Source organism: Acinetobacter sp. AKBS16 (genome assembly GCF_002899995.1).
GTDB classification, from domain to species: Bacteria; Pseudomonadota; Gammaproteobacteria; order Pseudomonadales; family Moraxellaceae; genus Acinetobacter; species Acinetobacter baumannii.
The window spans coordinates 1-14,239 of the sequence record NZ_POYH01000040.1 but is presented as its reverse complement, the minus strand read 5'-3'; the positions used below and the strand labels follow the sequence as shown (position 1 = coordinate 14,239).

At 42.5% G+C, this 14,239-nt stretch carries 13 protein-coding genes; 3 read left to right on the top strand and 10 right to left on the bottom strand.

The genetic code is table 11. The annotated features are described in order from the left end of the window. Positions 1–45: 45 nt before the first annotated feature. Positions 46–753: a YoaK family protein gene (locus tag C1642_RS06140; protein ID WP_032014060.1), complete on the bottom strand. Its 708-nt coding sequence runs from the start codon at positions 751–753 to the stop codon at positions 46–48. 321 nt (positions 754–1,074) lie between these two features. Between C1642_RS06140 and C1642_RS06135 the strand changes: the two genes are divergently transcribed. Further along, on the top strand, positions 1,075–1,350 hold the full coding sequence (locus C1642_RS06135) for a hypothetical protein (protein ID WP_032014062.1): 276 nt from the start codon (positions 1,075–1,077) through the stop codon (positions 1,348–1,350). Between the two features lie 2 nt (positions 1,351–1,352). Here the strand turns inward: C1642_RS06135 and C1642_RS06130 are convergent, their stop codons facing one another. From C1642_RS06130 to C1642_RS06090, 9 genes are all read right to left on the bottom strand, one after another. Next, complete coding sequence (locus C1642_RS06130) at positions 1,353–1,793, bottom strand: YbaN family protein (protein WP_032014063.1); 441 nt, start codon at positions 1,791–1,793, stop codon at positions 1,353–1,355. Positions 1,794–1,820: 27 nt separating this feature from the next. Continuing rightward, positions 1,821–2,420, bottom strand: a complete 600-nt coding sequence (locus C1642_RS06125) for a biliverdin-producing heme oxygenase (RefSeq protein WP_002000381.1) — start codon at positions 2,418–2,420, stop codon at positions 1,821–1,823. Positions 2,421–2,452: 32 nt separating this feature from the next. Continuing rightward, a complete protein-coding gene (locus tag C1642_RS06120; protein ID WP_000837760.1) occupies positions 2,453–3,373 on the bottom strand; it encodes an energy transducer TonB in 921 nt (306 codons plus the stop codon). A 10-nt stretch (positions 3,374–3,383) separates the two neighbouring features. Next, complete coding sequence (locus tag C1642_RS06115) at positions 3,384–4,850, bottom strand: porin family protein (RefSeq protein ID WP_086262524.1); 1,467 nt, start codon at positions 4,848–4,850, stop codon at positions 3,384–3,386. Positions 4,851–4,953: 103 nt separating this feature from the next. Continuing rightward, positions 4,954–5,745: a Slam-dependent surface lipoprotein gene (locus tag C1642_RS06110; RefSeq protein ID WP_002004304.1), complete on the bottom strand. Its 792-nt coding sequence runs from the start codon at positions 5,743–5,745 to the stop codon at positions 4,954–4,956. Positions 5,746–5,938: 193 nt separating this feature from the next. Further along, positions 5,939–9,112, bottom strand: coding sequence for a TonB-dependent receptor domain-containing protein (locus C1642_RS06105; protein ID WP_272244080.1), 3,174 nt, complete (start codon positions 9,110–9,112; stop codon positions 5,939–5,941). Positions 9,113–9,251: 139 nt separating this feature from the next. Then, positions 9,252–10,268, bottom strand: coding sequence for a FecR family protein (locus C1642_RS06100; RefSeq protein ID WP_001240503.1), 1,017 nt, complete (start codon positions 10,266–10,268; stop codon positions 9,252–9,254). Then, positions 10,269–10,790 carry a sigma-70 family RNA polymerase sigma factor gene (locus C1642_RS06095; protein WP_014538316.1) on the bottom strand — a complete coding sequence of 174 codons (522 nt, stop codon included), beginning with the start codon at positions 10,788–10,790 and terminating at the stop codon, positions 10,269–10,271. A 136-nt stretch (positions 10,791–10,926) separates the two neighbouring features. Then, positions 10,927–11,817 carry a LysR family transcriptional regulator gene (locus tag C1642_RS06090; RefSeq protein WP_103236069.1) on the bottom strand — a complete coding sequence of 297 codons (891 nt, stop codon included), beginning with the start codon at positions 11,815–11,817 and terminating at the stop codon, positions 10,927–10,929. Between the two features lie 187 nt (positions 11,818–12,004). On the opposite strand from C1642_RS06090, the gene C1642_RS06085 reads away from it, so the two are divergent. Beyond that, the gene (locus C1642_RS06085) at positions 12,005–12,949 is read left to right on the top strand and encodes a dihydrodipicolinate synthase family protein (protein WP_103236068.1); all 945 of its coding nucleotides are present in this window, start codon (positions 12,005–12,007) and stop codon (positions 12,947–12,949) included. A gap of 172 nt (positions 12,950–13,121) precedes the next feature. Further along, positions 13,122–14,239, top strand: a 1,118-nt coding sequence (locus C1642_RS06080; RefSeq protein WP_103236067.1) for an MFS transporter, incomplete at its 3' end; no start/stop codon positions are given.

Sequence of the window (14,239 nt, the reverse complement as noted above, 5' to 3'; positions counted from 1 at the left end):
TTCGATTGGACTTTATTTGGAAAATAAAATTGACCGTCTATTTTATTAAGCTTGTTTAAACTTCTGCTGGGAAGCCAAATAAGAAAAATAGAGTATGGGTAAAATAAACGGCGCTACGCTCCAAAAGTCAAAATAGACATAGAGTACCGCCCCCATCAAAGCACCAATCACAAAGCCAATGACAATACTGGCACTTTTAAGCAAACTTGCCCGATTGGCGGCATTATTATTTTTAAGCAAGTTGGCAATATCAATCCCAAGCTGGGTGGTGTTGCCTGTCATCATGGTACTGGGGCTAATATTTTTAATGAGGGTTTTGCTTGATGTATTACGAATCGCCAAAGCAATTAAACCGAGGCCACCAGTGATTGCAACCGTAATCGAATCGGCATTTTTAAATGGCTCAAAGTAAAGCCCAGCAGCCATAAAAGCAAAGAGAAAAATAGCTTCAAATAAAAATAAATAAGACAGCGTTTTGTGTTTGATCTGACTACGGTCAATTAAAAGTTTGGTAATCACCACCGTCACAATAAACAATGGAATAGCCGCAAGTTTAATCCATAAACCGGCACCGCCTTTCACCAACGCAGCTCCAGCCAATACCAAGTTGCCCGTCACATGAGCAGTAAAAAAACCAAATAACGCGATAAAGCCAATGGTATCAATTGCCCCACCCACCATCGTCAGTAAAACAGGATCGCGACATAGTGCCCATGTACTTTGTGTCTCTTGTTGAATTGAGGTCTCTGGCATAAGCAGCATCCTATTATTTTAAAGTCATTAAATTTAGTACGAAGATGTTTTAAATATTTAAAAAACAAATCAAAGCTAAAGCATTTATCAAAACAAAAAAGTATGTAAAAACATAGAGTGTTTAATGACGCAACACTGTCTTCAAAACAGCAACAATAAAATTTGTTTATTTTTAAAACATTAAACGCTTCTCATCCGCAAATCAATTTGACCTCTAAAACCGTTCTAACTATGATGAAGCCGCAAGTTTCGCCAATATTTTGCACAAACGGCTGTTGTGCTGAGTGATTGATAAAGAAAACAACAACGACGAGAAGGAATATGTCTCTTTATAATTTTTCAGTTTTTTTAGGGGGATTATTATTTGTATCTGTTGCCTTCGCGGGTCAAAAAAACAGTCCTCATCGTGATTTCTATCTAAAATGTATTGCGGCTGGTCATAGCCGTGCAAGCTGTACTTGCATTTATCATCGTTTAGAACGTCAATACTCACCTAAATTTATGAATAAACTTGGAAGTTTGAGTTTACAAAGTCCTGAGGTACCGCGTGATTTTGTAAAAACCATGATGCGTACCATGCAAAAATGCCAGTCATAATTTTATTTTTTAAGCCATATCCACGCCAATACCCCAGCCATACATAAAATTGCTGGATAGACAAACCACGGATGCGGAATGGTCCAAATCATCAGTCCCGCAGCCAGACTCATACTTAAGGTCGAGATGTATTTCGCCTTTTTGGGAATACGACGATGTTCTTGCCACTCACGAATGAGTGGGCCGATATAGCGATGATTTCGAAACCATTGATGGAGTTTTTCAGAACCTCGAGCAGCAAAGAAAACCGCCAAAATCATAAAGTCGACAGTGGGTAAACCCGGAATAAAAATACCCAATATGCCAAGCGCAATACACAACCAAGCCAAACCAATAAACACCCAACGCGCCCACATAGAACGGGCAAGCTTACTGACTGGTTGAGCAGGCGCTAACGACTGCTCATGTTTTACGATTACATTTACTTGATTGAGTTTGTCCATATCGGGTATTCCCTTTATCCACTTTTACTATTTCAATTCATCAAGCTGATCAAGCGCTTGACCAAAATATCCAAAGGCATCTAAAGCTCCTTGAACGACTCGGTCTTGCTGGGTTTGGTCAAAGCCTGCTTCATCCAGTGCTTTTACAAAACGTTTCCAGACTTTCGCGCGCCCTTCGGGATAGGCAGCCAAATTACGTGCAGCAAACGTTTCCGAAAAACCCAAATGCTTTTGAGCTTCTTTAAATAAAAATGCAGCTCCTAAGGTTGAACCTTCAGACACATAAATCCAGCCTAAAGCTTCGGGTAGTTGTACGTTTTCACTCTGTAATTGCTGCCCGTTGGGTTGAATACCTAAATCATTTAAATCGGCAAGTGCTTGTTTTGAGCGGCCACGAATGTCTAAGTCCGGAATCAGTCCAGCTACACCCTCTTTCTCAAAAAGATGTTCAATTTCACGCTGAAAGTAATATTGAGACAAAGTAAATTGCGCGTATTTTTCTTTACTTGAAAACACCTTTGCCTCTGACATTAATTGATGCATACGTTCGTGTTCAGCAGCAGTTTCTTGTTTCAAACGTAAAGACAAACTGTTGCTAATGATTTGTTCTGTAGATGAATTCATCATCTTTCTCCTACAAAATGGATATTACTCATCGGTTAACGGCCCCGATTGAGTTTGAGTTGGACTGGAAAATCCACAACAATGGTCACGGCTCGACCGTTAATTTTGTGGGGTTTAAATCTGGATTTACGTGCAGCTTGTATGACCCGTTCATCAAGGCTTTGAATACCCGAACTTTGACGTAATTGAATGTTGATGGGCTGCCCTTTTTCATTAATGCGAATCCGAAGCTCAACCAAACGATTTTGTTGTTTTAACTCACGGTCATCATAGTCAAGCCCGCCAAAACTCAGCACATCCACGCTACTCACCTGAACAACGTCATCGTGTTCAACTTGAGTGCTAGGGGCTTTGGAATATTCTTGCTGCATTGCGGGTGTTTTGACCCCACCACTTTTAATTTCACTATTGGCGTTTTGTGTCAACTGCTCAGTTTGCGTTTGTTCAAAGTCTGTCGAACTCAGTTTTTTATCGGTATGAGTCACCAGCATTTCTGTACGCTGCGCTGGTTGGAGTGAAGTTGAATTATTTAAAGTCGTTTTTGGTTGTGCTTGCTGTTTGTCATTTAAATTATTTTGCACAACTTCTTTAGAAGCAGTTTTTGACGCTAATGTTTGAACATTTGTAGGCGAGTATTTTGGCTGATCGGGCGCATGAGATACCGAACTGTTTAAAGTAGATTGAGGTGTTACACTATTTTTAGGTTGGCTTTCAGTCTTTTCAACCGATGGCTTTTTAGCAGGTGCCAATGATACAAAACTTACTTTTAATGCATCTACTTTGGGTGTTGCCTTAAAAGTATAAGGTTCAATTAAATGACTCAGCATCCAGACAGCAAACACATGCAGTCCAATCACCACCACTACGATTAAAAACTTATAAAAATGCTTCGGCCCTTGTGGTAAAGGCAACATAACAATCGGCTTATGGGTAGGGAATAATGATTTTGATTTCATGGCTTATTCCCTAAAAACGATGCTCAAGCTTGAAGCTAATGTTGTGTTTATCGTAGGAATACAGCCAATCGACATTGCTTTTATTATGGTTATAGCGATAGGTTAAATTGGGTGTCATGCCATAAAACTCAAAGCGCGGCATTTGCACAACAAAGGTATAGTTCTGTTCGAAATCATGACGACGAGCTAAGAAAGTTTCTGCGTATTTATCAAACACACGCCAACGATAAGAACTCAGCAAAGTGGTATTAAATCCTGTACTCCAAGATTTGCTTAAGCCCAATCGCACACCTTGCTGTTGGTAGGCAGCCATGTATTTTTCTTGGGTCGAATGGTCGAGCACATCTAGACCACCAAAAAAAGTCCACTGGTCTGGAAAAATCTTCCAGAAAGTAGCAAAAGCTGAACTTTCTACCCCATCTAGGGTTTTATATTTCTGATAATTTAAATCTTTACTCTCAGCCTCAAGCTTGAAAGCTTTATCTGCCGAGATAAAATGCATCCATTCGGCACGCGCCCCCCATGCATTGTAAAGACCATCATTGCCATAACGTTTATGTTCAAATAGCGGACTCACCCCAATTTGATTTTTTAAGTCAAAGTAGCTGTAGCCTGTATTAATGTTGATGGTAGATTCATTAAATGCCGCGTGGTCGTTATAGGATTGTCCAAACGCCAGCGCACGTAAAGCCACGCCATGATGCCCCTTAATCGCATAGCGTTTTATAAGACTGGCTTCATAATCTAAACCCGTTGCCGACTCAGCTTTAGGCGTCCCACGAGTAACTTGCTCAATTGGGATAATATTACCTTTACTATCTTTGCCATAAAGCGTCCATGTTTTGCTCTGTTCAGACGAACTATTTAAATTACTGACATAGGTGTAACCCGCTGAAACCGAGCCTTGCCAAGAGTCTCGCTTTTTTAGTGCCTGAACAAAAGTATTTACTGTTGTTAAAACTCCAGACGGAATTACCGCAGGATCACTTTGTTTAAGTTGGTCTTGAATGGAAATAAAAAGGCGTGCTGCTTCCTTATTCTTCTGTTGTTCAAACAGCACGCGCGCTAACTCAAGTTCACAAATTAAATTATGAGGTTGTTGTTTTAGGCTGCTTTGAAATTTTTGTTCAGCCAATTTCAGTTGACCCTGAGAACGTGCAACTGCCCCTTCGGCAAAGTCGGTTAAAGCCCGATCGTAGCCAACATATTTTTTATAATGTTCTAAATAAACCGTGGCTTTGAGCCACTGTTTTTGCATGACTGCCAAATATAACGCCTTGGCAAGATCATTCGGATTTTGCTCAACACTATATTCTTGTCCATTAATTTGAAGTTTAGGTAATTGCTCGGTACTACGAATTGTTCCCTGTTCGTGAAACTGTCGCTGTTCTTGTAAAAGCGTTTGGTCCAAGCTTTGATTAAGACGAAGCTGTGTGTCTTCGTCGGCATATAAAAATGGACAACTCAACAATGTCAGACAGCACAAAAGCGTTCGTTTCATAAAACAATAAACCTGAAGCAACCAAGCAAAAGCCCAAAAAACAAAAGGAACCTACGTGTGTAGATTCCTTTTGCATTCATTAATTTTTAGCACCGCCAAATGCAGTGTTGTAAGACACGTTATCAAACTGGGCAATACCCGCTAAAGCCGAAGCATTTGCACCAAAGAATTGACCTTGCACCACACCAGAGTTGTCGATACCAGCCGTACCGTTAGCCGTTGCCAAACCTGCAAACGCAGCAGTACCCGGGTTAAATGCCACACCATCTAGGCTTAATGATGAAACAGCCGTACCAGTTCCAGTAAGTGTTCCTTCAAGTGTACCCGCGCCATAATTTGCCGTGAACGTACCACTTAACAGATTGCTTCCAGAGCCGTTAATCCCTGCAACGGTATAAGTTGCAGTACCCGCGGTTGGAACAGTGGTATTGGTATTATCACCCGCGTAGTAAACGGTATGGCTCGCGCTTGCCGGCGTGTCGCCCGCTTTCCACCATTCACCAAAATAGACTTCCTGTGTGCCCACCTGACCAAAGTTAAAATTACCTAATGCACTGTGTGAAGGTGGCATTGCAGACACTGGAATATGCGAAATATTAAAGGTTTTGCTGCCAACCGTTACATTGGTGTTACTCGTTCCCTGAGCAGCAAAAGCCTGAGCCAAACCTTTTAACGAACTAAAACCTGTAAAAGCGTTATATGGCGCACCCGCAGCTTGAACCGACACCGCTGCTACACCACCCGGATGGCTTGCATTGGCAGCAGCACCGATTTTGATGTTACTTTCATTACTCGAAATACCATCAATTCCTGCATAAGCAAATGCAGTTGAACAAGCAACGAGACCCAAGAACAATTGAGAGATTTTCATTTGTTGTTACTCCATCTTTTTTAAAACTAAGTTATTGTTTAATTTAAAATAACGATTTCGCTATTTTTAGTTTATTGAGTAGGCCCAGCTGCAAACCTACTCGGTTTTTTCTGTAAATAATAATCATTCAATATTATTATTTACCGTTACCTGACTCCCCTTTTATGTATGTGTAGAGGGAATCAAATTCTGTTTAAAATTTAGTGGTCCAACTAATTTTCATCGTTCGGCCGGGTGCGGCCATGGCACTACGAGTTAAAGGATCGATATAAAACTGGTTAGAAAGATTACTGCCGACAAACTCAACTGTGTTGTAGTCATCAACCTGATAACGCGCATAGGCATCAAAAATCCACGTGTCATCCCAAGCCAAAGGCACATTGAGGTAATAGCCTTTATTAACGCTAGCATCATTGTTTTTGCGTAGCGGGCTTTCATAAGCTTTATAGAATGTTGCACGTGCACCGAGCTCTAACTTTTCATCAAAAAAGCGTGCGCCAAGCAAACCGTGGAAACTCAGTTCAGGTGTAGCCATTGTTACCAAGTAGCCATTTGGGAAACCGTCATCGACACAACGCTGATACGGTTCACGGAACTCAAAGCCCTGCTCGGTTTGAACCGTGCCGCCTAAAATCATTTTGTTAATGGCACTATTGGTGTCACACACTTCATTTTTTAAGTTATAGGCCACGCTCAAGTCTGTGAAGAAACCGCCATTATCAAAACGGCTTTGTAGCTCTAGACCTGACAGCTTTTGTTCATCCATATTGGTAAAAATAAGGTTTTGGTCACGCTCAATCACATTTTTGGTTTTGTTGTAGTAATAGGCGAGCTTAATGTCGGCATTGCGCGCTGTGCTAAACCAATCACGCATGTCATAGACATACCCTACTTCGTAGTTAAAAGCGTGTTCAGGTTTGATTGCTTGATATGGCAACATGGCAGAAAAACCGACAGTGCTTTCAAACAAACTTGGTAAGCGATATTCCTCTGCATAGCGTGCATAGATTCTGCTGTTTGGCGTAAGGTGAATTGAGGCACCTAACTGCGGTGCCCAGCCGCTATCTTTAACTTTATCGGCAGACTCAACTGGAACTTGGTCTACCACCGACATAAAGTTCCCGCCAGTTACGACGTACTTTTGGCCAGAGGCATTAAGCTGGTTTAAAGGATTATCGGCAAGCGACAATTGCCCATTCGCATCGGCTTTCCAGCTCAGCGTATTTTTCTGTGACCAGATCATGTTATACAACGTGCTCTCTGAGGCAGGCACAGTATCGAGCTGCCCATCCCACTCAGGATTTTTTGTGGCATAGCGCTGTTTTAAAACATTGATTAAACGCTGCTGGGTAGAGGTGTAACTCTCAGGCATGGTTTGATATTCAAAGGTATATTCTTTAAGCCTACTTTTTTTGGTAAACAGCGGATTTAAACTCGGGTCAATCTCGCTTTGCAAAGACTTATTTAAAAAGTCATCAACAGCCCAATATGAACGATAACGCATGCCCGCATCAAAACTTAACCAAGATAGCGGTCTATAATTAAAGTTAAAGTCGAACGTTTTTTCCTCACGGCGCCCTGCTCGTGGCAGTGCCTGATAGAGCGAATAACTTGGGCCAAATTCACCATACACATCGTCAGATGTTAATTTTTCTTTTAAGAAACTTCCGCCGAGCGTCAAATCAAGCTGGTCTAATAAACGGGTTTTATTACTGACTGTAATACCCTTACGCGTATTGTCAGAATGGCTTATTGCCGTGTTAATAATGGTGTTATCTCTAAAATCGATTGTGGTTGGCCATCCACCACGTGTGTATGTCTGGCTTTCGGTGTCGGTTTGCCAAATATTGGCATAGAAATCAATCAAGCGATTATTTTCAGGCTTAAATTTATATTCGAGGCTATAAGCTTTAGAGTGGATATTGCTTAAAGGCCACTGCGGAACACCCAAGTCAGGCGTAATACCCCAAACAATTCGAGACGGCATAATTTCACCAAAAATATTTTTGGTATCTCGGTAAGTCAGTTTAAGGGTCTGATCATCTGTTGGGCGATAGGTCCCTTTTAACAACCACGACTCCATATGACTTGAAGTGTTGGGAACTTCATCGCCCGGCTGATAGGCATAAGCAAAGTAAGGAATAAAATCGAGGCTGCTGTCTGGCGTCGCTCGTTTATAGTAGCCCGCGCCATGTGTCCCCGAAAAATAATTGCCGCGCTCACGTACTGCATAAACTGCCAGTAAATCGAATTTGTCTTGCTTGGTGGCAATTGCCAGTCGGCCCGCTAAGTCATCGCCCGAAAAATGAGAGTTATCACTTCTGGTACGGTTCTTTTTATAAATATCGGGGTCATATTTTGACCCGTTCATGTCGATCCAAGGCGTTGTGTCATCGTAGTTTTGACCCACTTTACTCATGTCTGGCAAAGATGGATCGATTGAGTTGGTTGAGCCTTCTACTTTTAACTCGGCACCAAAAGACTTACCTGGACGAACAATGTCATCGGCCTCTAGCGTTTTAACGACTACACCACCACCTACAGAAGTTGTGGTATTGCGCTCTAAAGATGGGCCTTTAATGACTTCAATGCCTGCAATCAGATTGGGGTCGATATAGTTTCTGTTATTTACCCCGTTGTAGCCACGCCACACGGCAATCGACTGCTCGGTGCCATCAATGGTTAAAGGCACACGACCAACACCCTGCACACCACGTACACTCGGGTCGAGTGCCCCACTGTTACGGGCATCGCCGCTATAGACTCCCACCATGCCTTGTAAAACATCGGCAGGGTTAGTTCCTTTAAAACGCTCAACATAGTCTTTGCCCGCATAGACCGAAGAACGGTTTGCGTCATAAACTTTGTTATAGCCTTCTGTGTCACGGTCTTCTTTGCCATACACCACAATTGGCGTGAGTCGTACCGATGCATCTTCTTCAATTACGGCACTACTTGGCGGCAGGCTAGTGGCCTGAACCTTAGATGAAGTGACCCGAGGCGTAGATTTTTTGCTGAGTGTGTAGCCCTGCCCAACTTTTACAGCATTAAATTCGGTTGCTTTTAAAAGCTGCTCAAAACCTTGTTCGACTGCAAAGTTACCTTTTAAGCCTAGGCTATGTAGCCCTTGGAGTTGTTGGGCATCCATTGCAATTGAAGTACCCGATTGTTCGGCAAACTGGTTGAGTACGTTAGCAAGACGGCCGGCGGGAATGTTATAGCTTTTAACTCCGGCTGTTTCTGCATAGGCCTGCTGCATAGGAAATACAACAAGCCCACCCATCGACACAACATGCATGGCAAACGCCAGTGTTGAGAATCGAAAAATCGATCGATTCCGCTTTTGTCCCGTTCCCGCTTTTCTCATTTGCCCCGCCCCAGTAAATCGTAATAAGAATCATTCAATACAACAAATTAAAATGATCCATATTTATTGCTTCTACTTACTATGACGAACGACTTTCAAAAAAGTGGAACCTAAAATTGAAAATACATTTAATTTTTTATTATTTTAAAGAAACCATGACCACAAACGGCGTGATTTGCTCAATTTTCAGGTCAGGAAAAACCGTAGCTAAAAGCTTAAGCGATTCTGTGGTTTGGTCTAAAGGCAACACCGCATTGACCCGCACATGTTGCAGCGCCGCATCATTAAAAATAATTTTGCCTTTGTAGTTACGGTCTAGCTCTTGTAGCACCTGATTCAGCGGCAGGTTTTCTACCATAAGCTGATGCTTTTGCCATTTTTGTTGTTCGTTATAAACATTCAGTTCAGGCAATTTTTGTACGCCATTTTGATCCATTTTAATGGCTTGCCCTGCTTCAACAATGGCCTGACGAGTCGCATGCAATTGGGTGGTTTTAACCTGTGTGGCTTCTACTTTTACCTTTGAGTGCAACATTTTGAGTTCGGTTGCCGAAGGGTCATAACTGACGCTAAAAGCTGTGCCGAGTGCCTGAATTTGCCCATGACTGGTTTTGACCAAAAACGGTCTAGTCTTATCTTTGGCAACATCAACATAAATTTGACCTTGCACCAACTCAACCACTCGCTGGTTGGTTTTAAAATCAAGATTGACCGCACTTTTCCCACGCAAAATTAAACGTGAACCATCTGGTAAGGTTTGCGTAGTCCACTGCCCCGATTGCCCTTGAATGTCAGCAGTCACATAGCCCACTGTGGTGTCAGTTAAATAAAATAACGCCCCACTCATGGCAACAAACACAACGGCAAAAGCTGTTCCTGCACGTAAATGTTTATAGGCTTTGCCTGAGTTTAGGCCAGCTTTAAGAGCAACTTTAGTGACTTTTTTATGTCCGCTGGTTTGAGAAAGTTTTTGAATTGAACCAATGCACTGTTCAATGTCGGCAGCCACTTGGCGGTGTTGCTCACTGGTTTTTTTCCACTCTTCAAATTTTTGCTTGGCGGTTTTTCGTGAGCTTTCATCATCCGAACTCAGTTGAACAATCCAATGCGCGGCTTCTTCAACCAATTGGTGATGTTTGCTTTTATCCATGGCCATTTAAATGCAAGCGTCCATGTCTGGTCTGTTTTGGTAGCACTGAATTAAGCAGCTCGCCAAATATTTTTGAATCATTTTGGTCGACACATTTAAACGCTCGGCAATTTCTTTATGGGTATAGCCTTCGAGGTAATGCAAAATAAAAGCTTGTTGTGCTTTTTCAGAAACCCCTTCGAGTGCTTTGCAAAGCTGGTTAATTGCTTGAATAATTTGCATCTGGTCTTCGGGTGAAGCCACTGCATCAAGCATATATTCCATTTGACTCAAGCCATCTAAATAGGCTTGTTCAATGCGTTTACGGCGCACTTGGTCAATCAGCAGGTTTTTAGCAATCGACGTTAAATAGGCACGCGGTTCCTTAATGCCAAATAGCTCGTCTCGCGTTTGTAGCAGTTTAATAAATGTGTCCTGAACCAGATCTGCGGCCTGATCAGTATTACCTAATTTTTGTCTCAACCATTGGTGAAGCCAGCTTTGGTGACTTCTATATAACTGATCTACAAGCAAAGAAGTTTTGTTCACAGCAATTGGACTCAAAACAAGGAACTCACAAATGATAATAATTATCATTTAAACAAGTCAAGCAATAATTCAAGTAAAACTTAAATCACTGTTTAATAAATTGAATTAATTGTCCGCTCATTTTGCTGCACTTCTCTTAGAGCAAATCGGCAAGATTTCTAATTTCTTCCATCACCGCCTTACATGCAGGCGTTAAATAGCCATGTTTAGAAATAGACAAAGAAATATAACGCTTGAGTGCAGGGTTAATAATTTTTGCAGCTTGAATTGAGGTGTATTGGCTGGCTTTTTTTAAAGCTTGCGGCCCCAGCATGGTATACATGCGAGACTCGGAAACCAAATGGGTTTGCAAACTAATCGAGTCGGCTTCAAACACAATGTTTAGTTCTACCCCATTTTCATAGGCCATGTGGTCTAAAAAATTGCGCCAGTTACTTGGCCTGCAAAAGGTGACCAGCGGTAACTCACTTACCTCTTTAAAGTCGACTTCACTGGCCTGAGTGAGTGCATCTCCTTCGCAGCCGACCAAATAGGTATCGGCTTGGGTAAGGTAAACATCGCCCTGTTTAGGCGTTGGGTTAAAGCGATAGAGTATGGCTAAATCGACACTGCCATCTTCTAGCCATTTTTCTAAATGCACCCCTTGCCCTTCACGCACCGACAGCTTAATTAGGGGATATTTCTCTTGAAGGACTTTATACAGAGTCGATAACAACGGATGTGCAGTAGACGGCAAACTGGCAATACGAACCGTACCAATCGGGGTATCGGTCGAGTGCAAAATTTCATTATTGAGTTGATCGGTTACGTTCAGCCATGAACGAATTTTAGGAAGTAAATGCTGGCCTAAATCGGTGAGTTCGACACCGCGTCCAGTTCGGTTAAACAAACGTCCGCCACACTGCGCTTCAAGCTCGTTCATTTGCCGACTGATTTGCGGTTGGTTGGTGTTATTCAGCATGGCGACTTTGCTTAAACTACCGAGTTCCACCGCATCTAAAAATATTTTCCATAATTCATAATTCATCGATTCTTCCTAAATCGTAAATAGGCAGCATTTTGAGCCATACATTTTCAGTATAACTGAAATTCAAGAATTGGTAATTCCTACATAGCTCACCTATTTCTATACTCCAATCATGTTCTCTACAACACGATTTAAGTCAGATTAAGAACCAGAGAATATTTAATTACACTGTATAGGAAGTACGATTATGAGTTTAGATTTACGTGGATTAACCCCAGCACCTGTGACTCCTTTTACCCGTGACGGACAAGTGGACCATGATGCAATTCAACGTTTAGGTTCATGGTTAGGCAGTATTGATGGTGTGAAAGGCTTGGTTGTTCTTGGGCATGCAGGTGAAGGAACATTCTTGTCGCAAAAAGAACAAATGCAGGTCATCGAAAGCTTTGTTAAATCGGTAGATGACAAAATTCCGGTAATCGCAGGGATTACGCTCGAAGGTACTTCGGTTGCAGCAGAAGAAGCAAAACGTGCAGTCAGCGCTGGTGCTTCGGCAGGTTTGATTTACCCTTCACATGGCTGGTTGCGTTTTGGCTATCAAAAAGGCGCACCGCAAGACCGCTATAAAGCAATTTATGAAGAAAGTGGTTTGCCATCTATTTTATTCCAATATCCAGATGCAACGAAGGCCACTTACGACCTAGAGACTCTACTCGATATTTCTGCGCAGCCAGGCGTATTTGCCATGAAAAATGGTGTGCGTAACATGCGCCGTTGGGATGTCGAAATTCCGATTATTCGCCGTGAACGACCAGACTTACAGGTATTGACCTGCCACGATGAATATTTGCTTCACACCATGTTTGATGTAGACGGCGCATTGGTGGGCTACGGCAACATTGCCCCTGAACTGTTAATTGAAATGATTAAAGCAGGTAAAGCCAAAGATTATGCTAAAGCTCGTGCTATTCACGACCAATTATTACCAGTAACTCGCAATGTTTATCACCGCGGTTCACACATGGAAGGCACGGTCGCGCTTAAACATGCACTGGTTGCTCGCGGAATTTTGGACCATGCCACTGTCCGTTCACCACTGCTTCCACTCCCTGATGGTGCTGAGCAAGAAATTCATGATGCAATGCGTCAAGCCGGAATTGGCAAGGTCGATTTAACCCAAGCCGTTGCTTAAATTCTATTCGGGCTAGCATATACGCTAGCCTTTTTTTCCTGTACGCTGCCTGAGGCCAAACATCGGGCATGTCTCTTAAAAACAATAATAAAAAGCATGCAAACTGTGGTGAACAGGTAGTGCGAAATAGAACAACAAAACTACGAGGAATGTAGTGATAAGGAGATATAAGATGACAAATCTAGCGGATGTAGAACAAATTAGTCATCATCAAAAAAATGCGGAAATTATTGCAAGACTCGAACGACTACCCGTCACCGGACGATTGCAATTTATGCGAATTACCATCGGGATCGCGACCTTTTTCGACGCTTATACTGTTCTTGCGATTGCCTTTGCTTTACCCCAACTCATTACCGAATGGCACCTGACGCCTGCCTATGTCGGCGCGATCATTGCCGCGGGCTATGTTGGGCAACTGGTCGGTGCAATCTTCTTTGGTTCTCTTGCCGAAAAAGTCGGTCGTTTAAAAGTGCTGTCTTTTACCATTTTACTGTTTGTGGCAATGGACATTTCTTGTTTGTTTGCGTGGAGCGGAATGTCACTGTTAATTTTCCGTTTCTTACAAGGCGTTGGTACAGGTGGCGAAGTACCTGTAGCGAGTGCCTATATTAATGAGTTTATTGGTGCAGAAAAGCGCGGTAAGTTTTTCTTGCTCTATGAAGTTTTATTCCCACTTGGTCTTATGTTTGCAGGCATGGCGGCATTTTTTCTGATGCCAATTTACGGTTGGAAAGTCATGTTTATTGTTGGCTTAATTCCATCTTTACTGGTCATTCCTTTACGGTTTTTCTTGCCTGAGTCACCGCGTTGGCTTGCTTCAAAAGGTCGTTTTAAAGAAGCCGATCAAGTGGTTACAAGCTTTGAAGATGGTGCCATTAAAAGCGGTAAAACTTTGCCTGAACCTGTGGTTAAAGAAATTAACCCGCAAGGCATGGCAAAAACCGACTGGCGTGAGCTGTTCCGTGGCATCTACCGTAAACGTACCTTTACCCTGTGGGGCATGTGGTTTTGCGTGTATATGGTGAATAATGCCATGGTGACTTGGCTGCCATCTCTTTACAAACAACACTTTGGCCTGTCGCTGCAAACCAGTTTAGGTTATGGCTGGATTACTTCGGGCGTGGGTGTGATTGCCTCTATTATCTGTGCATTAATGATTGATAAAGTCGGTCGCCGCCCTTGGTACAGTGCAGCGTTTTTCTTGGCGATCATTCCACTCATGAGCCTCTCGGTTTTAGGTGCAAAATCGGCCATGCAAGTTGTAATTTTAGCAACGCTGAGCTATGC